At 27.5% G+C, this 26,342-nt stretch carries 22 protein-coding genes; 16 read left to right on the top strand and 6 right to left on the bottom strand.

The window, feature by feature from the left end:
- Positions 1-144 precede the first annotated feature (144 nt).
- The 3 genes from QP548_RS10235 to QP548_RS10225 all read left to right on the top strand — a co-directional run bounded on the left by QP548_RS10235 (position 145) and on the right by QP548_RS10225 (position 2,765).
- The gene (locus tag QP548_RS10235; protein WP_061426493.1) at positions 145-1,779 is read left to right on the top strand and encodes an EAL domain-containing protein; all 1,635 of its coding nucleotides are present in this window, start codon (positions 145-147) and stop codon (positions 1,777-1,779) included.
- A gap of 250 nt (positions 1,780-2,029) precedes the next feature.
- Positions 2,030-2,296, top strand: a complete 267-nt coding sequence (locus QP548_RS10230) for a hypothetical protein (protein WP_061426494.1) — start codon at positions 2,030-2,032, stop codon at positions 2,294-2,296.
- Between the two features lie 151 nt (positions 2,297-2,447).
- On the top strand, positions 2,448-2,765 hold the full coding sequence (locus QP548_RS10225) for a DUF2726 domain-containing protein (RefSeq protein WP_061426495.1): 318 nt from the start codon (positions 2,448-2,450) through the stop codon (positions 2,763-2,765).
- Positions 2,766-3,476: 711 nt separating this feature from the next.
- Here the strand turns inward: QP548_RS10225 and QP548_RS10220 are convergent.
- The 3 genes from QP548_RS10220 to QP548_RS10210 all read right to left on the bottom strand — a co-directional run bounded on the left by QP548_RS10220 (position 3,477) and on the right by QP548_RS10210 (position 5,736).
- Positions 3,477-4,628 carry a ParB/RepB/Spo0J family partition protein gene (locus QP548_RS10220; protein ID WP_061426496.1) on the bottom strand — a complete coding sequence of 384 codons (1,152 nt, stop codon included), beginning with the start codon at positions 4,626-4,628 and terminating at the stop codon, positions 3,477-3,479.
- 62 nt (positions 4,629-4,690) lie between these two features.
- Positions 4,691-5,443 carry a ParA family protein gene (locus QP548_RS10215; protein ID WP_075808063.1) on the bottom strand — a complete coding sequence of 251 codons (753 nt, stop codon included), beginning with the start codon at positions 5,441-5,443 and terminating at the stop codon, positions 4,691-4,693.
- Between the two features lie 68 nt (positions 5,444-5,511).
- Positions 5,512-5,736: a hypothetical protein gene (locus QP548_RS10210; RefSeq protein ID WP_061426497.1), complete on the bottom strand. Its 225-nt coding sequence runs from the start codon at positions 5,734-5,736 to the stop codon at positions 5,512-5,514.
- Positions 5,737-6,203: 467 nt separating this feature from the next.
- On the opposite strand from QP548_RS10210, the gene QP548_RS10205 reads away from it, so the two are divergent.
- The 13 genes from QP548_RS10205 to QP548_RS10145 all read left to right on the top strand — a co-directional run bounded on the left by QP548_RS10205 (position 6,204) and on the right by QP548_RS10145 (position 22,597).
- Positions 6,204-7,556, top strand: coding sequence for an IS110 family transposase (locus QP548_RS10205; RefSeq protein WP_061426498.1), 1,353 nt, complete (start codon positions 6,204-6,206; stop codon positions 7,554-7,556).
- Positions 7,557-8,197: 641 nt separating this feature from the next.
- Positions 8,198-8,446, top strand: coding sequence for a hypothetical protein (locus tag QP548_RS10200; protein WP_003457734.1), 249 nt, complete (start codon positions 8,198-8,200; stop codon positions 8,444-8,446).
- A 292-nt stretch (positions 8,447-8,738) separates the two neighbouring features.
- Entirely contained in the window at positions 8,739-10,943 is a 2,205-nt protein-coding gene (gnpA, locus tag QP548_RS10195; RefSeq protein WP_061426499.1) for a 1,3-beta-galactosyl-N-acetylhexosamine phosphorylase, read from the top strand.
- A gap of 184 nt (positions 10,944-11,127) precedes the next feature.
- Positions 11,128-12,879: a sensor histidine kinase gene (locus QP548_RS10190; RefSeq protein ID WP_061426500.1), complete on the top strand. Its 1,752-nt coding sequence runs from the start codon at positions 11,128-11,130 to the stop codon at positions 12,877-12,879.
- 12 nt (positions 12,880-12,891) lie between these two features.
- The gene (locus QP548_RS10185; protein ID WP_061426501.1) at positions 12,892-14,481 is read left to right on the top strand and encodes a response regulator transcription factor; all 1,590 of its coding nucleotides are present in this window, start codon (positions 12,892-12,894) and stop codon (positions 14,479-14,481) included.
- Between the two features lie 152 nt (positions 14,482-14,633).
- Entirely contained in the window at positions 14,634-16,019 is a 1,386-nt protein-coding gene (locus tag QP548_RS10180; protein ID WP_061426502.1) for a carbohydrate ABC transporter substrate-binding protein, read from the top strand.
- Positions 16,020-16,097: 78 nt separating this feature from the next.
- Positions 16,098-17,024: a carbohydrate ABC transporter permease gene (locus QP548_RS10175; RefSeq protein ID WP_003457627.1), complete on the top strand. Its 927-nt coding sequence runs from the start codon at positions 16,098-16,100 to the stop codon at positions 17,022-17,024.
- A gap of 1 nt (position 17,025) precedes the next feature.
- On the top strand, positions 17,026-17,907 hold the full coding sequence (locus QP548_RS10170; protein ID WP_003449831.1) for a carbohydrate ABC transporter permease: 882 nt from the start codon (positions 17,026-17,028) through the stop codon (positions 17,905-17,907).
- Positions 17,908-18,141: 234 nt separating this feature from the next.
- Positions 18,142-18,837 (top strand): TVP38/TMEM64 family protein, encoded by a 696-nt coding sequence (locus QP548_RS10165; RefSeq protein WP_003450082.1) that lies wholly within the window; start codon positions 18,142-18,144, stop codon positions 18,835-18,837.
- Complete coding sequence (locus QP548_RS10160) at positions 18,827-19,939, top strand: (Fe-S)-binding protein (protein ID WP_061426503.1); 1,113 nt, start codon at positions 18,827-18,829, stop codon at positions 19,937-19,939. Before QP548_RS10165 ends, QP548_RS10160 begins: the two co-directional genes overlap by 11 nt.
- Positions 19,940-20,100: 161 nt before the next feature.
- Complete coding sequence (locus tag QP548_RS10155; RefSeq protein ID WP_057257332.1) at positions 20,101-20,688, top strand: CDP-alcohol phosphatidyltransferase family protein; 588 nt, start codon at positions 20,101-20,103, stop codon at positions 20,686-20,688.
- 285 nt (positions 20,689-20,973) lie between these two features.
- A complete protein-coding gene (locus QP548_RS10150) occupies positions 20,974-21,606 on the top strand; it encodes a DUF47 domain-containing protein (RefSeq protein WP_003450071.1) in 633 nt (210 codons plus the stop codon).
- The gene (locus QP548_RS10145; protein ID WP_003450180.1) at positions 21,599-22,597 is read left to right on the top strand and encodes an inorganic phosphate transporter; all 999 of its coding nucleotides are present in this window, start codon (positions 21,599-21,601) and stop codon (positions 22,595-22,597) included. The genes QP548_RS10150 and QP548_RS10145 overlap by 8 nt, the downstream gene beginning before the upstream one ends.
- Before the next feature lie 149 nt (positions 22,598-22,746).
- On the opposite strand, the gene QP548_RS10140 is transcribed toward QP548_RS10145, so the two are convergent.
- From QP548_RS10140 to QP548_RS10130, 3 genes are read right to left on the bottom strand one after another with little or no spacing between them, the layout of a single operon-like run.
- Positions 22,747-24,639, bottom strand: coding sequence for a PTS fructose transporter subunit IIABC (locus tag QP548_RS10140; protein ID WP_061426504.1), 1,893 nt, complete (start codon positions 24,637-24,639; stop codon positions 22,747-22,749).
- 3 nt (positions 24,640-24,642) lie between these two features.
- Complete coding sequence (gene pfkB / locus QP548_RS10135) at positions 24,643-25,563, bottom strand: 1-phosphofructokinase (protein ID WP_061426505.1); 921 nt, start codon at positions 25,561-25,563, stop codon at positions 24,643-24,645.
- A complete protein-coding gene (locus QP548_RS10130; protein ID WP_061426506.1) occupies positions 25,563-26,309 on the bottom strand; it encodes a DeoR/GlpR family DNA-binding transcription regulator in 747 nt (248 codons plus the stop codon). Before QP548_RS10130 ends, pfkB begins: the two co-directional genes overlap by 1 nt.
- Positions 26,310-26,342: the final 33 nt, after the last annotated feature.

Genomic DNA, 26,342 nt, shown 5'->3' with positions numbered 1-26,342 from the left:
AGAATTACGCTAGTAATTATTTCATTGTTTAAATAAAAAAATATTTTAGATAGTTGTAAATAAATTTATAAGAATGATATTATATAAAAAGCTTAATGTTAATAAAAATATAACTATATGATAAGTTTATTAGGGGGAGATTTTATGAAGAATAAAAAATTACTTATAATTCCATTTGTTATTTTTACTATTTTTATTGTTGGACTTTGCTCATATGAATTTTATATAAAAGATATTAATACTGATGAAAGAAAAATAAAAGTAGGATTCTATGAATATTATCCCTATTATTATATTAATAATAGGGGTAGTTATTCTGGTTATTATAATGATCTAATGAAGTTAATTTCTAAAAATTTAAATGTGAATTTTGAATATATTAATTGTTATGATGTACCAAATGGATTAAAAATGTTGGAGAATGGAGAAATAGATTTATTGTTTGGAGTTAATAAATCTAAAGAGCGAGAAGAAAAGTTTTTGTATACAAATCAGTATATAGGGAATGAAAACTGTGAAATTTATACCAATAAAGATATTCCTTATGGTGAGATACAAGATTTAAATGGTTTGAATATGGGATATATAAAAGGCGATGAAAGTAATGAGTGGATTTTGAATTTATTTAAGGATAAAGGAATAAATGTAAACTTAGTTTATGCTAATTCTTATAATGAATTAAAAGGATTTTTATATGAATCAAAAGTAGATTTTATTGTATATAACAAAGAAAGTAAGTTAAATTTAGAGAATAGAAAAGTAAAAAGTATTCTTGATTTTTCGACTGGTCCTGTTTATATAGTATCTAATAAAAATAATAAAAAAGTTATTAACTTAATAGATAAAGTTTTAAGTGAAAATAGTTACTCTAATTTTAGAAAGGATAAAAATTTATATAATAAATATTTCAATCAATATAAGAAAGTTTTATCTAAAAGGAACTTATTAATTTTAATTTTTATTTTAATTTTAGGTGCGATAATCGGAAAAAGAATAAAATTAAAATTTTTTTTTAGAAGAAATAAAAAAAATATCTTAAATGATTTAAATAAAGGGAATTTTATTTTATACTATCAACCTATCGTTGATCCAAAGAAAAATTTAATTGTAGGTTTTGAAGCTTTATTAAGATTAAGACGTAATGGACAAATATTAACACCCTATTATTTTTTGAATGATATAGAAAAAAGTAATATGATGTCAGAAGTATCATTATCAAGTTTTAAGAAAGTAATATCAGATTACAAAGTTATAAGCAATTATAATAATTTAAAAAATAAAAAAATTTATATTTCATTTAATTTATCATTTAAAGAGATAGAAGATTCTAATTTTTTGAATAAACTAATAGAAATTGCAGTAAATAATAATATGCCTAATAATTCTATTTGTTTAGAAATTGTAGAAAAATTTACTTTAGAAGATATAGATAAAATTAAAAAGTCTTTGGAAATTTTGAGATTGCATGGATTTTTAATAGCTATTGATGATTTTGGAGTAGAATATTCTAATTTAGATTTATTAGATAAAATAGATTATGATATTATAAAATTAGATAAATATTTCATTGATAATATAAATTCAGAAACAAATAAAAAAATAATAGATTTCTTGTCACAAATATGTAAAGTATCTAATAAGAGAATTGTGTTTGAAGGTATTGAAGAAAAGGATCAATTTGATATAATTAAATCTTTATCTTATGAAAAAATGTATATACAAGGATATTATTTTTCTAAGCCAGTAGATATTGAAATGTTAAAAAAATTAAAGTTATAATTAGATATTTTATGATAAATATTAATATTTAGTTCAAATACTAGTTTTGTTATTAAAATTTTGTTGAATTAGAATTTAATATTTAAGAATAAATTCCTTGTGTTAGTTCCTTTCAGAAATGAGAAAAAAGCTTTATTCTTTACATTAAATTAGAATTAGTTAAATATTTAGACAGAATATGTTAATTATTAAATTTCTTGAAAAATAATTGAAAATAAATTTAAATATTGCAATGTGGTATAGATCTTAAATGAGAGTTATGAATATTATATGTAAAATTATATTTATATTAATAGGCTTTTGCATTGGTTACATATACAAAGAAATAAAGAGTGAAAAAAATACTGTTCCTATAGAAAGTGTTAAAAATGAAGTCAATAATAATTTAAAAGAAAGAACAAATAAGTCTTTTGAAAAAAGGCAGGAAAGTTTTGAAGAAAAAAAGAACGATTTAAAAATTATTCGGAAAGGTATGTTAGAAAATGGGGTTTGGGGGATAGTAATTCAGAAAGAATAGCTTATACTAATATAAAAAATATATTGAGCAGTATAAAAATGAATTGAATTTAGGAAATTATAAAGTAGAATTAATACCACATGTTTCTTTTAGAGAAATTTTTAAGAGTTCTAATAAAAAATATTAAAAAGAAAATTTAGAAAAATTATCTATGTATCATGTAGATATAGTTTTAGTAGATTCAATATGGGGAAATCCATTAATAGGTATAGAGATTGATGGAATTACACATAAAAATGAAGAACAAATTTTAAGAGATACATTCAAAGATGCAATTTTTAGTGAAAATAATATCCCATTAATTAGGATACCTATTAATGAAATTAGTAATAAAAATTACATAATATATAGCATAAATGAAAAATTGAGATATGTTAATAGAGCTTGTCCAAAGTGTGGAAGAAAAATGATATTACAAAAGAACTCTGGTATTGGAGAAAATTTTTTAGGATGTACTAATTATAGTTGAACTTATGGTGAAAAATGTAGGTGTAGTATTAGCGTTAAATAAGTTTAATTATTTAAGTTGGGAGAAAACACTTTCTCCCACACCCACTTGGAGCTACCGCTTTCAATTATAATTCATATTCATTTCATTATAGTTTCAATTGGTAAATACTATTAGATTATTTATTATTTTTGATATAAAATATAAATGAGAAGAATTTTTACAAATAAAAATATATCACTTCGGTTTTTATTTAATTCTTCCGTACAACTTAATATTATAGACATAAGCGTAATGAGAGAAGGTAGTATTGCCTTCTTTCATTATTTTTATATTAAAGTTACATTTGTCCTACTATTTAGGTCGTTTGTGCAATTAAGATTTATTAAATACATTTATATGGTATTATTTAATAAATTAGTCACATAAAACATTCAATTTCCTTTGGTATGCAACGGAAAAATTATGAAAACAAAGAAAGTATTAAATGTATTTTGAATACTTTCTTTGATATTAGAACTTAAAAATATATAATTTCAAGATTTTCATTATTATATGTTTTTTATACTATTAATAGTGTTGTTTATTAAATTTTTAATAATTAAATTAATTTATGAAGTAGAATAAGTTAATGTAAGCAGTATTCATTTGTTTCCTTAAGATATGTATTACAAAATTAATCGTAAATCAGAAGAATGTATTCAAAAGATTTTTGAATACATTCTTCATTTTTTACTTTATTGAATTTAATAAATCTTTTAAATCTATTGGACTGTATGAACTTAGAAAATTTTTAGTATCATCAGATATTTTTATATTATCTTTTCTCATTTTATCTATTTGTTTATATAGGGAACTTAGAGAACTTTCTATATTTTTTAAGTTTTGTATAAGGGTTATATTTTCTTTAAATTCTGTTGTAACATCTTTAGGAGCATTAGCCTTTAGTTTAGATATTTCATCTTTTATACTATTTAGCTTATCTGCATATTTATTTTCTAATTCTTTTTCAAGTTCAATTCTTAATTGTCCTTCAAGTTCTTTTCTTTCTTCATTAGTTTTCTCTAGGTTAGAATTTAATTTATTTTTTAGAGTAGAGTTTTCTTGGATTAATTTTTCTCTTTCTTTATATTCAAGTGCTTTTTCTTCTTCAACTTTCTTTAATTTATTTTTAAGTTCAATGGCTTCATTTTTAGATAAGTTTACATTTGAGTTTATTAATTCTAAAATAACTTTCTGATTATATTCACTTAGATTAGCGAACTCACTAGCATTTGCTATTGTTAAGTTACCTTTTTCAAGTACATTTTTTAGTTCGGGAATAAGACTACTATTAAATTTTTCATATCTTCCAACTTGGGTAGGGGATAGTTTTAAATCATTGGCGATAATTTCTCTTACTTTACCAGTTACTTTTTCACCATTAGCTTTTTTTATTTTATATAGTTCTTTTAATCTTTGAACTTGTTTAAGTTTTTCAACTTCTGTTAATTCTCTAGTTTGTGCATTAGCTTGTATAAGAATTATTTCAGCGTCTGTGTCATTAGCTTCAATTACTTTACAAGGAACTAAAGCAAAAGTTTTATTTCCTTCTTTAACAAGTTTACTAAGAGCAGTATATCTTCTTTCACCACTTATTAATTCAAATTGACCATTATCTAATTTTCTAACAACTAGGTTATGATTTAATCCATTCAATTTTATATCCTCGGCAAGTTCTTCTACATCTACTATGTCATAGAAGTTTTTCTCATTCCTTTTTATATTATCTATATCTATGTACTCAACTTTGAAATTGTCCTTAGCTTCAATTTCTTCAACCTTTTTCACATTTTTTGAAATTTTGTTTAACATTCCTTCACTTATTGAAAATTTTTTACTCATTTTATTAACTCCTTCTACTATAAATTTTATTATTAGGTGTCCCTAGGGGACACCTTTAATTATTAAAATATTTCATTACTTAATTCTATGTAATTTAAACTAGCCCTTGCTTTCTTTGAAGAAAAGACAACTGGACATTCTTCAAAGGTACTTTCAACAACTTTTACATTTTGCTTAATAGTTGTATTAAAGACTTTATCACCTAGTATATTTTTAAGTTCTTGTTTTATTACTTTATTTACAGTAGTAGCAGAGTCCATTGTAATGAAGCAACCTTTAAAATTTAGACTTGGATTAAATTCGTCTTTTATTTCTTCTATGCTATCAAGTAGGTATTCTAATCCGTCTAGTGCGAACTTGTCTATTTTTATAGGTACTAAAACATCATGAGAAGAACAAAGAGAATTTACAGTAATCATATTAAGAGCAGGTGGACAATCTATTAAACAGTAATCATATTCATCTTTTATGCTTTCTAAAGCTTTTGATAATCTATTTTGTTGACTACGGCTAACATCAAGTAGTATTTTTCTTTCTGCAAAAGCAAGGTTAACATTAGCTGGTAGTATATCAATATTTTCAAAATCAGTTTTCTTTATTACCTTATGTAAATCTAAATTCTTGTTTAAAAGAACATCAGCAATTGATAAATCTTCCATGCTATAGGCTTTAAATAGCTTTGTTAAGTTAGATTGAGGGTCTAAGTCTACAAGTAATACTTTCTTTCCATTTTGGCTTAAACAAGCTCCGAAGTTTGCTGTTGAAGTAGTTTTGGCAACTCCACCTTTAATATTAAAAATTGATAAGTTTTTCATCATAAATTCCTTCTTTCTTTTATAAATTTTATTTTTATGTCATGGTGTCCCTAGGGGACACCTAATAATTACTTTTTAAAAATTTCTATGTATCTGACTTTACGAGGAACTAATAAGTTTCCTTGTTTAACTAAATCTTCATAGCCCTTAGTTACATATTTTATAGTAAAGCCTTTAAGTTCGGGAATATCTTTAATTTTAATATCTCCCAATAAATCAACTCTAAGTTTAGCACCATTAGTAAGTTTATTAAATTGAGGTGCTAAGAATAAATTATATTTTTTATTGACCATATAGATACCTCCTTCAAGTTAAGTAAACATTAGCGTTAAACACTTCGTGTTGTTGTTTTTTTGTTGAGCCTAAGACTACACATAGGAGCGAATTGTAAAGGAAAATGGAGCAAAAAATTTTAGCTGCTATGTAAGAATGGAATGGCTGATAAAAATTTTTGTGGAATGGCTTTACAATTTTAGCGGATATGTGATAGGCTAGTGCCACAAAAAAACAGTAACTTAAAAAGAACTAGCCTAAGCTAGTTCTTACTTATTTGGTTTGTTAAACTTTATTAAAGTTTATGGGTGAGCGGAGCGAGGGCAAAGCCCTATTAATGTAAGACATGATCTTTTTAAATTGGTATATTCAAATATATATTCAATAAAAAACAAATTAATTGTCTATTTCCTATGAAAATTAATATAGAATTAATAAATTTTAGGTGATAATATTTCCTTAAATTATAAAATATGGAGGAGATACTATGAGAATATTTATAGGAATAGATATAGGAAAGGAATATAATTATGCGTCTTTTTTGAATAATGAAGGAATGGAAATAGATAAAAGATTTAAGTTTAAGAATAATCATTTAGGGTTTATAAGCTTTAAGGATAACATAGATAAGTTAACCTATGATTGTAATTTTAACTATGATGATGTATTAATTGGATTTGAGTCTACTGGACATTATTGGATAAATACAGATTGGTTTTTAACAGAAAAATTAAATATTAAAACTGTTATGGTTAGAAATGATGCTGTTAGGCATACTAGAGCTTTAAATTCACAAGGAAAAGGAAAAAATGATTCACTAGATAGTAGAACAATAGCAGAATGTTTAAAGAATGGATATTACTTTGATGTCCAAGGAAGAAAAGAAGATTATATTGTATTAAGACGTCTTACAAGAGAGAGAACTGAGTTAGAGAAAGAGATAGCAAGATATAAAAATAGATATAGAGCATGGCTAGATGTCAATAATCAAATATTTTTAGAAAACTTTTCAAATGTTTTTTCGACAGGAGCATTTTCACTATTAAAAGTATATCCATCACCTTTAGATATAATACAAGATAGTTATTTAGAAGTAAGAGAAAAGTTAAAAGAAGTAGGATATAACAGAACCAATAATACTTTCAAAATTTATTATGAGGAAGCTAAAACATATAAAAATATTATTAATGGAATAACTTATGCTGATAGATTAGAAATAAATGAGTACATAGAAGCTTTAGAAATGTATATGAAGAAAAAAGAAAGTTTAGATGAAAAAATAGAAGCATTGATGAATTTTTTAGAAGGCAAAGTGTATACTTCCTTATCAGAAGTTAAAGGTATGCCAAAAGCACAAGTTGCTTCACTTTTAGCTGAAATAGGAAATGTAAATAATTTTAAATCAGCTAGACATTTAATTAGTTATGCTGGACTAAATGTTCAAGGCGAAGGATCAGGAAAGAATAAAGGGTATTCTTGGATAAGTAAAACAGGAAATAGAAGGATTAGAAAAGAAATTTATGTAATTACATTTACTTTAGTAAAACACAATGATTATTTTAGGGGGCTGTATTGTTACTATAAAAGTTATAAAAGACCAAATGAGAAATCAAATAAAGAAATGCTGATTGCTTTAGCTTGTAAAATATTAAGAGTTATATATGGAATGCTTAAATATAACGTAGAGTTCGATTTAAATGAAATGCTTAAAAATTATGACTTTAGAAATATAAATAAAGAAAAATTTATTGATGAATTTTTAGGAAGTAGCGAGAAAAAACAAAAAATAATTTCACAAGAAATAGAAGATATATTTTTAAATAATAGAAAAAGTAACTAAAAAAGTGATGATTAAAGATATTGGACAAACCTACTAATAATAAGGATTTAAGGAGGAAAGAACAATGGATAATTATATAATCTAGTTATAATATATACCTAATACTTATATATAATAAAAATTTAAATTGAAAAGTACATTAAAATTTAATATAATTAACAATGTAATGTAGGTGGTACAATATACTTAAAGTTTAAATTTGGAAAGATAGAATAAACCACATTACACCATAGAATATATTAAGCGGAATAACATTTTAAATGAACTCTCTAAGTTGTTATATGGTAAATAGGAGTGTGTGCTAATATATTCATTTAAAAGGTGTAAGAGCGTACATTGTTAATTTTAACAAATGTAGGCTTTTACATCTTTTTTTAAAATTTAAGATGTAAAGGTCTATTTGTCGTGAGAAAATTTAAGTTTTAGTTATATAAATTTTGAAAAATTAAGAGTTTTTTTGAATTAAAATATGTAAAATGAAGAAAGTCTATGAAAATAATAGCATTTAGGATGTAGTTAAGTTTAATTAAAGGAGTATATTGTAATTATTTTTTGTAAATAATAATTAAAGATTATGTAAGAAAAATTTACTAATATATGCTAATATGTAATTAGGATTATTATTTATGGAGGGATTTATTATGTACACTATAATGGCTATCAAAATATCACCTAGAACTGTTGCAGCACCAAGAGTTCAAGAAATACTAACTAAATATGGTTGTATAATACATACTAGAATAGGCTTACACGAAGCTACTGAAAATACATGTTCAACTTCAGGTCTTATTCTTTTAAACCTTACACCAAGTGCTGAGGAAGAAATAAAAAATTTAGATAATGAATTAAATTCTTTAGAAGATGTAACAGCTAAATTATTAAACCTTTAATAAGATTAAAAAAGGGAAGGGATCAAAATAACCATCTATAAAACTTACAAACCGTGTGAATAGAACTTTTAGTAGTTCTTAGAATAGGTTTGTAAGTTTTTTTGTTTTTAATAAAGTAATTTTTAACTATAAATTATCATTAAAAATAATATACTCAAAATTTTCAATGATTTAGTAAATAAATTACATGTAAACGTTAATTGACAAATGTTAATATTAAACTGTAAGAAAAAGGTTATATTAATATACATGACTTTAAATGTTTAGATTGAGGGAAATGGAGGAGAAATTTATGGGTGAGTTAAAGGGAAGAGTTACAATACCAACTGATTCTAATATGAAAGAAGAAATAAAGAGTATTATAGATAGATGGGGAGCTGATGCCTTAAGAGATTGTGATGGTACTAAGCTTTCTAAGGATATAGTTGACTTAGGGGTTAAGCTATATTCTACATACCTAACAGTTAGAAGTGATCAAAAATGGGCTAGTGAAAATAAAGATGAATTACAACAACTTTACTTAATGTCAGAGCCTGTTATTGCTAAATCAGAAAAAACTGAAATAAAAATATTAGCTGGATATTATTCTGAGCAATTTGAAATAGATAAGGTTCATGATGAAAAAGAATGGTGGGAAGTTATAGATAGAACTACTGGTGAAGTTGTAGATCCTTCAAAATGGAATTTTAATAAAGAGAGTGAAATTTTAACAGTAGAAGAAACTGCACCTTATCATGAATATACAGTAAATTTCTTAGTTTATATGATTTGGGATCCAACTCAAATGTATAATCATATAACTAATGATTGGGGAGATAAACCTCATGAAATGCCATATGACTGTAGACAAGCTAAGACTAGTGTACATGTTAAAGAAGCTTTAAAGAAATGGATTGATGAGAATCCAGAAGTAGATGTAGTTAGATTTACTACTTTCTTCTATCACTTTACATTATGCTTTAACGAGGTTGCTAAGGAGAAATTTGTTGATTGGTTTGGATATAGTTCATCAGTGAGTCCTTTAGCTTTAGAGCAATTCGAAAAAGAAAAAGGATATAAATTAAGACCAGAAGATATAGTTGATGCTGGTTATTATAATTCAACATTTAGAGTGCCAACAAAACAATATAAAGATTTCATAGATTTTCAATGTCAGCATGTTTCAAAAATGGCTAAAGAGTTAGTGGATTTATGTCATGAAAATGGAAAAGAAGCAATGATGTTTTTAGGTGATAACTGGATAGGTACAGAGCCTTATGGAAAGTATTTTCCAAGCATTGGATTAGATGCAGTGGTTGGTTCAGTAGGTAATGGAACAACTATGAGAATGATAGCTGATATTCCAGGAGTTAAATATACAGAAGGAAGATTTTTACCATACTTTTTCCCAGATGTATTTAATGAAACAGGAGACCCTGTTGGGGAAGCAAGGGAGAATTGGTTACAAGCAAGAAGAGCTATATTAAGAAGTCCACTAGATAGAATAGGATATGGTGGATATTTAGGACTTGCAGTTAAATTCCCAGAGTTTGTTGAGCAAGTTGAAAAAATATGTGATGAATTTAGAGAAATTCATGAAACTATAAGAGGAACTAAGGCATATACAACCCCATTTAAGGTTGGAGTATTAAACTGTTGGGGTAAATTAAGAAGTTGGCAGACTCAACAAGTAGCTCATGCTCTTTGGTATAAGGAAATATACTCATATGCCGGAATTGTTGAATGCTTAAGTGGTATGCCTGTAGAAGTAGAATTTATTAGTTTTGATGATATATTAGAAAATGGAATTCCAGAGGATATTGGAGTTATTATAAATGCTGGAGATGCTTACACTGCTTGGAGTGGTGGAGAGTATTGGAAAAATCCTAAATTAGTTTCTATGATTAGAAAATGGGTTCATAATGGCGGAGGATTCATAGGAGTTGGAGAACCAACTGCAATACATTATGAAAATAAATTCTTCCAGTTAGCAGATGTTTTAGGAGTTGACAAAGAAGTTGGATTTAGCTTAAGTACTAGAAAATATAATGAATTAAATCCACATCATTTTATAACAGAAGAAATTGGTGAAAAAGCTATTGATTTTGGTGAAGGGATGAAAGGCGTTTATGGAAAGGGTGATAGTTACCAAGTTTTAAGAATGGACTTTGGTAATGAGCATTGCTTAAAGAATAACTTCAGAGGAGATACTACTTGTGCTGTAAACACATATGGAAAAGGTAGAAGCGTTTATTTTGCAGGATTCCCATATACTCCAGAGAATTGCAGAATTTTATTAAGAGCAATTTATTGGGCTGCAAGTAAAGAGGATGAGATGAAAAAATTCTATGTAACTAATATAGATACTGAGTGTGCTGCCTTCTTAGAAGTAGGAAAAATGGCTGTAATAAACAATACTCAAGAAGAAAAAATTACAGATGCATATATAAATGGTGTTAAGGTTGAAACTTTAACTTTAGCTCCTATGGAAATAAGATGGTTAAATATAAATAAATAAGCTTTTTCTTTTAATTCCCTTATATATATAGATCCTTAGTGAGTTTTTCACTAAGGGTCTTTTTAGATTTTATATAATTTTTGTAAAAATTAGGAAAATAAAATATTTAGCCTAGGAAGTTAGTTTCAAAAAAATACCATATATGATAAAATGTTAAAAAAGAATATAGAAATTATACTAAGGAGTGAGGAAAATAATAAAGAAAATAACAAATACCTTAAGAGGAATATCAAATTTTCTTAGAAAAACTTCTATTAAAAATAGACTTATAGCATCATTTTCTGTAGGAATAATTTTTTGTAGTAGTATTTTAGGCATACTCCTATATAAAAAGGCTACCAATGCATTGAAGAATAATGCAATAAATTATTCGGAAAATATGCTTTCTATCATGAGTGAAGACATTTACAAAAATAAAGAATTCTTAGAAAGAGCATCTATTGAATTATCAATGAATGAAGAAATAGCTAATAATCTTATAAATTACAAATTTATGGATGGAAAAGAAAAGAATGAATTTTTAAAGTATATGAATGATTACTTGTCTAAAAAACTTTCTCTTTTACCTAATCTAGCAGAGGTTGAAATAATATCAAAGGATTATGAAGTCACTTATATGCAAGGCTTTAAATATTTTAAGAGAGAAGATATAGAAAGATATGCAGATGAATCTGAAAATGGACTATTTTGGTTTTCTACAATTTTAAATAATGAACCTCACATATGCATAGTAACTCCAGTAAAACAGGATAACAGTATTGTGGGATATGTTTTTATGGCTATAAAAAGTGAAGTTTTTGCTTCTTCTTTTTCTCTTTTTAATATTGGTAAAGGCAGTGAAATTTTTATAATAGATGATAAGAATAACATAATAATTTCTGAAAATAATTTAAATAGTAATTTTATATTAGAGGAGCCCGATTTAAATAAGTTCCTTAAAAATAAAGGGGCTAAGGATACAGCAAGGAGTATAGTGGTAAATGGAGAAAATTATGTAGCTACATATAGAAAATTAAAGGGATTTAATTGGTATATAGCTTCAATGACCCCTTATGATTTTATAAATGCTGATATTCAAAGTTTAAGGAAGGAAATGACTATAATAGGATTACTTTTCACTTTAGTGGTATTAATATTTTCATATTTTCTATATTCAAGTATTAAAGTACCTTTATATAACCTTTTAAATAAGATGAAAAGAGTATCTGAGGGGGATTTAAAGGTTTTAGTAAATGATACTTATGAAGATGAGATTGGTGTTATTTCTGATAATTTTGATTCTATGTTAAAAAGAGTAAATGAATTAATTGAAAAGACTAAATTACAAGAAGTTGAGAAAAGGGATTTAGAGATAAGGATGTTACAGGCACAAATTAATCCTCATTTTCTCTTTAATACATTGAACTCTTTAAAGTGGACAGCCTTAATGAATCAAGATTATACAGTAAGCGAGGGGCTTAGTTCCCTAGCAGAATTATTAAGAAATACTATTATAGATAAAAATGAGCTTGTAACCATTAGAGAAGAACTAGAGAATATAAAGAATTACGTTGTTATTCAAAAGATAAGATACGGTAATTCCTTTGATGTTCAGTATGAAGTAGATGAACTTTTATTAGAAAATAAAGTTATAAAGTTTATCTTACAACCAATAGTAGAAAATTCAATAATTCATGGAATTGATGAAAATAAGGAGAATCAAAAGATTATTATTAAAATTATGTCAGAGGAAGAAAATATTTTAATATCGATTAAGGATAACGGAAAGGGGTTTAATAGTAAAGAAAAGGTTAAAGATAATAAACTTTCAGGTATTGGATGGAATAATGTTGATGAGAGGATAAAGTTAACATTTGGATTAGGTTATGGGACAACTATTTACAGTGAGGTGAATAAAGGAACTATTGTTAAAATAGTAATTCCTAAGAGTATATAGGGGGAATTTTTTATGTTCAAGGTTATTATTGCTGATGATGAAAAAATAGTTAGAATTGCTATGAGAAATATAATAGACTGGGAATCTCATGGGTTTAATATAGTTGGATTAGCTCAAGATGGCTCAGAAGTTCTTAATATACTAAATGAAAATTGTGCTGATCTTATTATAACGGACCTTAAAATGAAAGGATTAAATGGAATTGAATTAATTGATAAGCTTAAAGAAAAGAATTTTAGGGGTAAGATACTTGTTCTTAGCAATCATGGAGAGTATGAATTAGTTAGAGAAGCAATGAAAAAGGGTGCAGATGATTATTTATTAAAAATAACTTTAAGACCAAAGGAACTAGAAGATATAATTGATAAATTTAGGGAGAGTTTAGAAGAGAGGAAAGAGGAAGAAGAGAAAGAAGCTCAGTTTAAAAATGAATTTGATAAAACAAAAAAATTAGCCGAGATTTCTTTGTTAAAGGAATATTTAAAGGATGATCTATCTTATGAAGAACTTTTAAATGAGTTTCCAAAGATTAATTTTTTAGATGATAATTGTGAATATTATATCGGTGCCTGTATTTATATAGATAATTATAAAAAGATTTATGAGGAAAAAATTAAGGATAAAAATAAATTGGCCATTACTATAGAAAACATAATAAAAGAAGAATTTAGTGTAAATGGGGTTAAGATTATCCCAATAAATAATCATAAGTATATTTTTATATCTAAAATGGATTTTAATAGTTTAAAGATAAAAACAATAAATATACAGAATTTAATAATGCTTTATTTAAATATTAAAGTTAGTGCTGTCTTAATAAAAAGGATAGAAAGTGTAAAAGGCTTAAAAGAGAGCTTTAAAAAGGTTGAGGAAATTCTTAGCCTAAAGTTTTATGGAAAAGAAAACTTTTTAATAATAAGTGAAGAATTTTTAGGGTTTGGTGATGCTATTAAGCTTAGAAAAGAAGTAACAGATGCCATTTTAGAGAATATAGAGTTAGGAGAAATTTCTGCTAATAAGGAACTTATAAAAGAATTTGCTAGAAGATGTTCTAATATGAATGTAAAACCTTCGGCTTTAATAAACTATGTAAATTTTATGTGCGAATTAATAGAGAATCATGAGTATGTACAAGATGATTTAAATTGTATAAAAGAATTAAAAGGAAAGATATTAAAGAGTGATAACATAGAGGAATTAATAAATAATTCAACTATTTTAATAGATTACATCAATCAAAGATATATAAAGAGCAAAGAGCTTAGTTATAAAAAAGAGGTTAATGAGATTATAAAGTTTATAGAAAAGAATATTGATAAGAGAATAACATTAGTTATGGTGGCTAATGCTGTGAATTTAAATGAAAGTTATTTAAGTAGAATTTTTAAAAATGAAACAGGAAAAAATCTTATGTATTTTATAAACGAAGTAAAGATGAAAAAGGCTAAGGAATTATTAAAACAGCAAGATACTTTAGTTAAAGAGGTTGCTAATAGTATTGGAATGACAGATCAGTTTTATTTTAACAGGGTTTTTAAGAAGTTTTATGGGGTAAGTCCATCTAAGTTTAAAAAGGATTATAGTAATAAAGTTTTGTCATAAATATAGATTATTTTTATTTTGGATTGATATTGTAAAAAAAGTACATGTTTAAGTAAAATCCTTATATTCAAAAAAATTCCAATAAGAAGTATTATAAATATGAGAAGAAAATGTTTACAAGAAATGAGTAAGGGTATTGGAGGAGAGAGTTTATGAAAAGAAAATTAGTTAAAATGCTAACTGTTGCATGTGTTACAGCTATAGCTGCTTCTGCATTTGTTGGATGTGGAAATAAAGAAGAGGCACCAAAAGATAATGAAAAGCCATCAACTGAACAAGCTGAAGGTTCAGGAGAGAAAAAGGTTTTAGAAATAGCTGTTTTTGAAGGTGGATTTGGTAAGGATTACTGGGATGCTTGTATAGATGCCTTTGAAGCTGAGCACCCAGATGTAGAAGTTAAGATGGAAGCTAATCCTAAAATAGGTGATATTATAAGACCTAAATTATCATCAGAAAATACACCTGACTTTATATACTTAAGTACAAATGACCCATCAGGTATAGCTAATGCTTTAATAAAGGATAAAGCTTTAGTAGATTTAAGTGATGTATTTGATAGAGAAGATCCAGATAATCCAGGACAAAAATTAAAAGATAAAATATTACCAGGATTTTTAGATACACCACTTACAACTCCATATGGAGATGGAAAAGTATTCTTAGCACCACTTTACTATAATGTTACAGGTATGTGGTATAACAAGGCTTTATTCAAAGAAAAAGGATGGGAAGTTCCAAAAACTTGGGATGAGTTCTTTGAATTAGGTAAGAAGGCAAAAGATGAGGGAATAGCTCTTTATACTTATCAAGGACAAGCGCCAGGATATAACGAGGCTGTAATATTCCCAATGTTAGCTAGTGCAGCTGGAGAAGAAGCTGTAGAAAAGATATTCAACTATGAAGAAGGTGCTTGGAAAGATCCAAATGTTAAAAAAGCATTAGATGTATTCCAAAGAATGGCTGATGAGGACATGGTTCTTAATGGAACAGTTGGTATGACTCATACTCAAGCACAAGTTGAATTCTTAAATGGAAAAGCATTATTCTTACCATGTGGTAGCTGGTTAGAAGGAGAAATGAAAGATGCTATACCAGAAGGATTTGAGTTTGGATTTATGGCTCCACCAGCATTTAAAGAAGGGGATACTCCATATGTAACTACTACAATAGAGCAAATGTATATCCCAGCTAAATCAGATCAAGTTGAATTAGCAAAAGAATTCTTAGCATTCCAATATACAGATGCTATGGTTCAAAAGAATGCTGAAATAGCTAAGGCTGTAGTTCCAGTTAAGGGAGCAGTTGAAAAAGCTAAATCTTCATTAGATGCATCAGGATATGAATCTTATAAGGTTGTTGAAGAAGGTGTTAAACCAATTCCACTTTCATTTAAACCAACAAACTCTAAACTAGATTTTAGAAATGATAGTTTATTTGGACCAGTAGGAAGTATCATAAATAAAGAATTAACAGTTGATGAATGGATTAATAACTTAGAATCTGATTCACAAACTCTTGCTAAAGAAGTTGTTGAATAATTATTAAGATAAAATAAAATTTATTGAGAAGGAGAGGAGGTTCTTCTCCTTCTTTAAAATTATAGGGGGTGAAATTTCATGAACAGTAATAAAAGAAAAATATTTTTAGCAATGTGTGTGTTGCCTGCACTTATACTATTTACAATATTTATGTTATACCCAATTGGAAAAGGTTTCATGATGTCTTTATATGAATGGAGTGGGATTTCAGGAGAACCAGTATTTGTGGGGTTAGATAACTTTAAAGCACTTTTAAATGATAGATATTTTAAGGAAGCATTTGGGAATACATTTTTCATAATAGTTTTATTTCCAGCAATAACAATAACCCTTTCTTTATTCTTAGCTGTAGTAATAACTCAAAGTAAGTTAAAAGAAAAGAATTTCTACAGAGTTATACTATTTTTCCCAAATATATTATCAATGGTTGTTATAGGGGTTTTATTTACATATGTTTATGACCCATCAATAGGAATTCTTAAAGCATTTTTTGAAATGATAGGACTAGATAAGTTAGCAGGTCTGGCATGGCTTGGAGATTCAAAATTAGTTCTATGGGCATTAGTTATAACTATGGTATGGCAAGCTGTTGGTTATTATATGGTAATTTATATAGCTGGATTAGATGGAATATCACCTTCACTTTATGAAGTTTGTTATTTAGAAGGAGCTTCAGCTTGGCAAAAGTTTAGATATGTAACCTTACCACTTTTATGGGATGTAGTTAGAGTAACCTTTGCATTCTTTATTACAGGGGCACTTAACTTAAGCTTTATATTTGTAACTGTAATGACTAAAGGTGGACCAAATGGAAAATCAGAGGTTTTATTGACATATATGTATAAGCAAGCCTTTACAAATTCTCAATATGGATATGCTATGGCAGTTGGGGTAACTATATTTGCCTTTGCTATGATCCTTGCATTAATAATAAATAAGCTAAGTGATTCTGATGCAAGGGAAGAAAAGAGAGTAAAAAGATTACAACAGAAAGGAGTGAGATAACATGTTAGAAACTAAAAAGAGAAAAAATGTAGGTTTAGATACTGAGAACAAAACTAAAAAAGTAATATCTAATACATTATTAAGGATTATATTAATAGCTGCAACTATTTTAGTTATAGTGCCAATTATATGGACAATAATGTCTTCTTTTAAAACTACTAAAGAATTCTATGCAAGTCCATGGGCTTTACCAAAAAGTTTTGGGTTTGCTAACTATATGACTGCATTTACAGAAGCTAACATGGGAGCTTACTTCTTTAACTCAATATTAGTTACTATAATAGCTATGGTTTTATCACTATGCTTAAGTGTACCCGCATCATATGTTTTAGCTAGACAAAAGTTTTTTGGATGTAGTTTTATAAAGAATTTATTTATGGCAGGATTATTTATCCAACCAGTATATATTATAGTACCTTTATTTACAATATTAGAAAAAATGAAACTGTTAAATAATTTATTTGCACTAGCTCTTGTATATGCAGTGCTAAGCTTACCTTTCTCAATCTATATAATGAGTGGATTTATGAAGGGGATTGCAAAGGATTATGAAGAGGCAGCAATGATAGATGGATGTACTAATCTTCAAATATTAACAAAGATAGTAGTTCCACTAGCTAAGCCAGGTATTATAACTATAATGATATTCAACTTTATGAATTATTGGAATGAATATGCTATGGCAATGACTTTCATAACAGATGCAGATAAAAAGACATTACCAGTAGGATTACAAAACTTAATGGAAGTTCAAAAGTTTGCAACTGACTGGGGAGCATTATTTGCAGGATTAGTTATAGTAATGGTACCTACAATGGTTATATACTCACTAGTTCATAAGAAGTTAACAGAAGGTGTTAATATTGGTGGAGTTAAGGGCTAAATTTATTAGCATTTAAAAAAGAAAATAATATTATTAAAATAAGAGCAGATGTCACTTTTAGTGAGATCTGCTTTTTAGTTAAAATAAAATTAAAATTTAAATTTACAATAATCAGTATAGTTATTTAGAATTTTTGCTATATAATTAATTAGTGACTTTAAACTAATAATTTAAGGTTTGCCAATTAGACTTAAAACTTAATAATGAAATTTTGATTTAAATGGAGGTAATAATTTGAAGAAAATAGTTAAACCTTGGGTTGCTACCTTAATTATTTTAATAGTAGCTTTTTTGGTGTATTTTTTTGTTCCAACTGCTAATAGTAAAATAAATCAGATGATATTTTATTTAAGTAGTATGAATTTAGATATGATAAAGGAATATATATTATCTTTTGGAATATGGGCACCTATAACATCATTTTTATTAATGGTACTTCAATCTGTAATAGCACCAATACCAGCTTTTTTAATAACCTTAAGTAATGCAGCTATATTTGGATGGGTTAAGGGTGCTATATTATCATGGAGTAGTGCCATGGCTGGGGCAGCACTATGTTTTTATATAGCAAGAGGATTAGGAAGAGATGCAGTTGAAAAATTAACTAGTAAATTTGCCTTAAAGGATATAGATGGTTTCTTTGAAAAGTATGGTAAACATACTATACTAATAGCAAGATTGCTACCTTTTATATCTTTTGACTTAGTTAGTTATGCTGCAGGACTTACATCAATGAATTTTTGGTCATTTTTCATTGCTACAGGTATTGGACAATTACCTGCCACAATAGTATATTCTTATGTTGGTGGTATGCTTACTGGGGGAGCACAATTACTTATGAGTGGACTTCTAATTTTATTTGCTTTAAGTATAGCAATATATGTAGGGAAAAAAGTTTGGAATGAGAAAAGAGGTAAAAATGACAAATAAGGAACTAAAGAAAAATTTAGAGGGTTGTGTTAATTGTGGACTTTGCTACAAGGTATGTCCAATGATGAATACTTTTGGAGATAGTCCTAAAAACATATTAAGAGATATAGATGAGAATAAAATAAGTTATGATGAAATTGCATATTCTTGTATGCTTTGCAATGCATGTACTGAAGCATGTCCAAAAGATATAAACTTAAAAGAGATGTTTCAAAATTTAAGAATAAAATCTTATAGAGAGAATTTAAAAAATACTAGCAAGAAATTTAATTTAAAGGTTGTTCAAAATCATCAAAAAGGTAGTTTTTCTAAGTTTTTAACATCAAAAAATAATAAGAAGAAAATAAAGAGAGTGTTTATTCCAGGGTGTAGCTTAAGTGGATATAATAATGAAATTATTTTTAAAATAAAGGACTACTTAATAGAAAATTTAGGAGAAGTAGAGATACTTCTAAAATGTTGTGGAAAACCTTCAAAGGATATTGGAAACTTAGAATTATTTGAAAGCAATTTAAATGATATAGAGAATAATCTAAAAATCAAGGAAGTTGATGAAATAATAGTAGCCTGTGAAAATTGTTATAAGACTTTTGGATCAGCTTTTAAAGATATTAAAGTAATAACACTTTGGGAAGTTATAAATGAATTTGGAGTGCCAAAGGAACTAAAAAACAAATATTCAGATTTAAAAGAAGAATTTGCCCTGCATGATCCATGTCCTATAAAAAAAGAAGAACAAATTCATGAAGCTGTTAGAAGCATACTTAAAGATTTAGGAATTAAAATAGTAGAATTTGAGAAGAATAGAAGTAAAACTGAATGTTGTGGTTGTGGAGGAATGGTAGGAGTTACAAATAAGGAATTATGGCTAAGTCAAAAAAATAAAAGAGCTAATTCTACAGAGTGTGAAAATATAGTTTCTTACTGTGAATCCTGCGTAAATACCTTTAAATCTTCAGATAAAAATGCACTACACATATTAGACTTTATTTTTAATGAGGATGTTATTAATGGCAAGGCTAAAAGTCAAAAGAATATAAGCACAATTAATCAATGGATAAACAGAATTAAATTAGCAAACAAAGTAGGAAAAGAGAGTTAATTTTAAATTGTGGTAGGAACTACTATATAAGCTTGGGGAACCTTGTACTTTTAGGTATATTCATTAAGGAGCTCCCATTCCTATAAGTGGAGAGTAGTTCACATACTTATCTAATAAAAATAAAAGCAAATGAAAGATTAAAATAGAGGGAGAGAAAAATAATGTTAGATACTTATGGAAGAAAGTATGTAAATCCAATAATAGATTTAGGTGCTAATACATTATTAAAGTTAAGATTAACACCAAATGGGGTTAGTATAATAGCTCTAATTATAGGAGTTTTGAGTTCTATATTTCTTTATTTCGATAAATTGATTTTATCAGTGGTTTTTCTTTGGATATCAGGATACTTAGATTCTGTTGATGGTGCTATGGCAAGAAAAAAGAATTTAACTAGCCCCTTTGGAACACTTTTAGATATAACCTTTGATAGAATTGTTGAACTAAGCATAATATTTGTCTTAGCTTTAAAATTTCAAAATAGTAGATTATATCTTTTAATATTAACAATGATGATTTTAATATCTATGACTATATTTTTAACAGTAGGAGCTTTAGCTCAAAATAATGGTATGAAGTCTTTTAGATACCAAGCAGGACTTGCAGAAAGGTCAGAAGGATTTATTTGTTTTTCACTTATGATTTTACTATCATCTATAAAATTAAATTTAGTTACAAATATATTTTCCTTAATAATATTTATAACCATAATACAAAGAGCTTTAGAGGCTAAAAGGCTTTTAAAATAAAATATAATTACAATGTTTTTAATAAAATATTAATAAAGTGCTGAACTATATATAATACAATGTTAAGTGGATTTACATATAATTAATAATATAATAGGTGTTTAAAAGACTTTATTTAATTAAATTAAATAAAGCGAGATGTATTTGTATAATAAATGGATAAAGATACATTCTGTGTTAAGTGTAAGTTAATTAATTAATTGAATGTTAAATTTAAAAAAATATTATGATATACTAGATTTGTTCAATAAAAATTCATAATGAGAACCAGGAGATGAAATACGAATGTTTAATTTAAATCCTAAAGACGATAAATTTTATGATATGTTTATCGATGAAGCAAAAAATGTAGAAAAAGCAGCAGTAATATTAAGTGAAGCCTTAGGGGATCTTGAAAATAAAACAAGCCACGTGGCTAGAGTTGAAGAGTTAGAACATAAAGGAGATGAAATAGTTCATAGACTTATAGAAGAGCTAAATAATTCTTTTATAACTCCTATTGATAGAGAAGATATATTTTCTATAACAAAAAGAATGGACGATATTTTAGATTCAATAGAAAGTACTATGCATAGATTCACTATGTTCAACATAAATGAATCAAAAGAAGGTGCTAAAGTTTTAGGAAGTTTAATAGTTGATGCGTCAAGAGAGCTAGTATCTTTAATGGAAGAATTTAAACATATGAAAAAGAAAAATAAAGAAATTACAGAGAGAGTAATTTCAATAAATAAAATAGAAAATAAAGGAGATATTTTCTATAGACAAATGATATCAGAATTATTTGCTGAAGATGGAAAAACTCCAGTTCTTGATATAATAAAATGGAGAGAAATATATAAATTCTTAGAGGCAACTTTAGATAGTTGTGAGGCTGTAGCCAATATAGTTGAGGGAGTAGTGATGAAGTATGTCTAGTACTTTAGCTGTAACAGTTGTTATTATTCTCTTAACATTAGCTTTCGATTTTATAAATGGATTTCATGATACTGCAACGGCAGTTGCTACATCAATTTCCACAAGAGCTCTTTCACCTAAGGCTGCCATAGCTTTATGTGCCGTATTTAACTTTGTTGGAGCATTTTTAGGAACTGAAGTTGCTAAAACTGTGGGAGATGGTATAGTAGATCAAAATAAAATACCTCTATGGGTTATTGCAGCAGTTATATTAGGAGCTATTATATGGAATCTTATTACTTGGTATTTTGGAATTCCAAGTAGTTCTTCTCATGCCTTAATAGGATCATTAATAGGTGGAGGAATAGCTTATTCACATTCAATAAACATAGTAAGTTGGGGAACTCTTTTTGATGAAGTAATTCTTTGGCTTATATTATCACCAATTATAGGTCTAATAGTTGGATACATATTTATGATTTTATTAAACTGGGCCTTAAGAAGATGTAAACCAGGCCCTGTAAATAGAATTTTCTCAAAATTACAAGTGGTTTCAGGAGCACTAATGGCTTTAAACCATGGTGGTAATGATGCTCAAAAATCAATGGGTATAATTACTATGGCACTTTTAAGTGGAGGATTTTTATCTACTTTTGAAGTACCAACTTGGGTTATAGCTTTATGTGCAATTGCAATGGCAACAGGAACTTCAATAGGAGGACAAAAAATAATTAAAACAATGGGAAGTGGAGTTGCTAAATTAAACGCCGTTAATGGATTTGCAGCACAAACTGGGGCAGCAGGAGTTATAGGAATAGCTACTATGTTCCATGCACCTGTAAGTACAACTCACATAATAACAACTACCATAATGGGAGTTGGAGCTTCTAAAAACCCTAAAGCGGTTAAGTGGGGAGTTGCTAAGAATATAGTTTGGGCTTGGATATTAACAATCCCAATAAGTGCATGTATAGCTGCTATAGTAGTTGAAATATTTAAATTTGTATTATAGTTTGAAAAAGTAAGTATATAAATATAATAGAAAATTTTAATTAAAGATTAGATAGAATTCTAAAAAGAATTTCTATCTAATCTTTTTTATTTATTAAAAAAATAAAACCACCTATTTTCAGGTGGGTTTAAATTATTTTATATATTAACTTATTTATTTATTTCATTTACAGGTTTCTTTAAGAATCCTATTATTAGAGCAGCTACAATAGAGCCTACTAATATTGATAGAAGATATAAAAGAGGATTTCCTTCAACTACTGGAACTACGAATATTCCACCATGAGGAGCTGGTAAACCTATTTTAAATACCATTGATAATCCTCCAGCTATAGCTGAACCTATAACACAAGCAGGTATAACTCTGAATGGGTCAGCCGCAGCAAATGGAATAGCTCCTTCAGTTATGAAAGTTAATCCCATTATATAGTTAGTAGTACCAGCATCTCTTTCATCTTTAGTAAATTTATTTTTGAAGAAAGTAGTTGCTAAAGCTGTAGCTAAAGGAGGTACCATACCACCAGCCATTATAGCAGCATGTGGATAGTAGTTTCCAGAAGCTATCATAGCTATACCAAAAGTAAATGCAGCCTTATTTATAGGACCACCCATATCTATAGCCATCATTCCACCTAATACTATTCCAAGAAGAACTAAGTTTCCAGTTCCCATGTTTTGTAACCATATTGCTATGTTATTATTTAAAGCAGTTACAGGGCCAACAATTACTAAGTACATTAAGGTACCAGTTATTAAGATACCAAATAGAGGATATAGTAAAACAGGTTTAATACCTTCTAATGATTGAGGTAATTTACTAAATATTTTCTTTAATAATACAACTACATATCCACCAAGGAAACCAGCGATTAATCCACCAAGGAAACCAGATCCACTGTTAGCAGCGATTAAACCACCAACCATAGCAGGTGCAAATCCAGGTCTATCAGCTATACTTGATCCAATGAATCCAGCAAGAACAGGAATCATAAGGAAGAAAGCATTTCCTCCACCAATATCTTTTAATAATTTAGCTATTGGATTAAAAGTAGGATCATTTATTTCAGCTGAGTGAATACCAAACATAAATGATATAGCTATTAATATACCACCACCAACAACGAATGGTAACATATTTGAAACACCATTCATTAAGTGTTTATAAAATCCTCTTCTTTCAGTCTTACCAGAAGATTGATTAGAAGAATCTCCAGAATGAGAATAAACTGGAGCAGAACCACTTAATGCTTCGTTTATTAATTCTTGTGGTCTTTTCATAGCTTGAACTACAGGAACTATTACAACCTTTTTACCATTAAATCTAGCCATTTCAACTTGTTTATCAGCTGCAACTATTATACCGTCAGCCTTATCTATGTCTTCTTGAGTTAATCTATTTTTTACTCCTGTTGAACCATTAGTTTCAACCTTTATATGTACATCCATTTCCTTAGCAGTTTTGTTAAGTGAATCAGCAGCCATATAAGTATGAGCAATACCAGTTGGACATGCTGTAACAGCTAAGATATATTTTTTATTTGAATTATTTTCTGATTCATTAGAATCTTGAGTTTCATCAGATTCTTCATTTTCTTCAAATTTATCAAGAAGAGAAATAACTTCTTCTGGTGTTTTAGCATTTAAAAGTCCATTTTTGAAATCAGGATTCATTAAAAGTACTGAAAGTCTAGATAGAGTTTCTAAATGCTCATCATTTGCTCCAGCTGGAGCAGCAATCATAAATACTATATTAACAGGTTCACCATCAAGTGAATCATAATCTACACCGTATTTGTATATACCAAGAGCTAAAGATGCATTTTTTACTGCCTTTGTTTTAGCATGAGGAATTGCTATTCTTTCGCCAATACCAGTAGAAGATAAACTTTCTCTCTTTAAAATCTCTTCTTTATAAAGATTTTTATCAGTTAACTTTCCAGCATCCCATAAAACATCAACTAATTGATCTATAACTTCATTTTTGTTAGATGCAGCAAGGTCAAGTTTTATTGTGTCAAGACTTAATAATTGAGAAATTTTCATATTTTAAACCTCCTCATATCTTTCAATTTTTATAATTGGTAATAATTTATTGACATCTTCAGCAAGAGCTAAATCTAAAGAAAATGCACTAGCACTTCCTGAGGCTATTCCATTTTTGAAGGAAGCAATTAAATCTTTAGTTTCAACATATTTTGCTAAGAAACCTCCTACTAAAGAGTCGCCAGCTCCTACAGAATTTTTAACTTCTCCTTTAGGGGCGTTTCCTTTGAATACACCATCCTTAGTTATTAATAGAGCTCCATCTCCAGCCATAGAGATTATTACATTTTCTGCTCCAAGAGAAACTAAATCTTTTCCATATTTAATAAGTTCTTTCTCAGAATTTATTTTTACATCAAATATTTCTTCAATTTCATGATTATTTGGTTTTATTAAAAAAGGTTTATTTTTTATAGCTTCTAAAAGAGCTTTTCCAGAAGTATCAACTACAACCTTTACATTTTTCTTAGAAACTCTTTTTTGTATTTGAAGGTATAAATCTTTAGGAAGAGTAGATGGAATGCTACCTGCAAGAACTAATATATCTCCTTCTACTAATTGATCCAATCTATTAAACAGTGAGTCTAATTCTTCAGATGTTATCATTGGACCAGCACCGTTTATTTCTGTTTCTTCATTAGATTTAATTTTTACATTAATTCTTGAATCACCTTTTACTTTTATAAATTCTGTTTTTACCCCTAAAGAGTTTAGATTATCTTCAATGAACTTACCAGTAAATCCACCAAGGAATCCAAGGGCTATATTATCTATTTTTTGATTTCCTAAAATTCTTGAAACATTAATTCCTTTTCCGCCAGGAAACTTAAAATCTTTACTTGTTCTGTTTACTTTTCCTAGCTCTAAGTTTTCTACATCTATTATATAGTCAATAGATGGATTAAGAGTAAGAGTATAAATCATTAAATATCAACCACCTTTATATCAGTTTTTTTATCATATGTATTATCTTCAGGTTTTTCGTTTGTTATTATTACACATTTGTTAATATCAGAGAATTTTATTGTTGAAATCTCTCCAAATTTAGAGTCATCAGCTAATACATAAGCTTTTCTAGAATTATTTATTGCACATTCTTTTAATATTGCTTCTTCAGTATCTGGAGTAGTCAGTCCATAGGTATGATGAACTCCGTTAGCACCAATAAAGCATTTATCGAATCTAAATTTTGAAAGACACATTAATGCATCACATCCAGTTATTGCTTTTGTAGAAATTTTAATATTTCCACCTATTACATAGCATTTAATATTTTTTTGGATTAATGTATCTATATGAGATAAGCCATTACTTACAACAAGTATATCTTTTCCCTCTAAGTAATCGATTAATTCATATGTTGTAGTGCCTGCATCTACAAAAATACAATCGCCATCTTCTATTAAAGAAGCTGCATATTTTGCTATAGCTCTTTTTTCGTGAATGCTTTTGGATGATTTCTCGTTGTAACTTAATTCTTTTGAGACATTAGCCAATGATTTAGCACCACCGTGAACTCTTTTTAATAGATTTATAGATTCTAAATAACTTAAATCTCTTCTTATAGTTGATTCAGAGCTTTCAGTAGCTTCAAGCAATTCAGTTAGGCTAACGAAACCTTTTAGTTTTAATAAGTTTAATATTATCTCATGTCTTTTTTCACTTAACATAATAACCTCCTAAAACCTTGTAACTAAATTATA

The sequence above is a fragment of the Clostridium sp. UMB9555A genome (genome assembly GCF_030222355.1).
In the GTDB taxonomy this organism is placed as follows: domain Bacteria; phylum Bacillota; class Clostridia; order Clostridiales; family Clostridiaceae; genus Sarcina; species Sarcina perfringens.
Note: the sequence above shows the minus strand (reverse complement) of the source record. Positions and strands in the feature narration are given on the sequence as shown.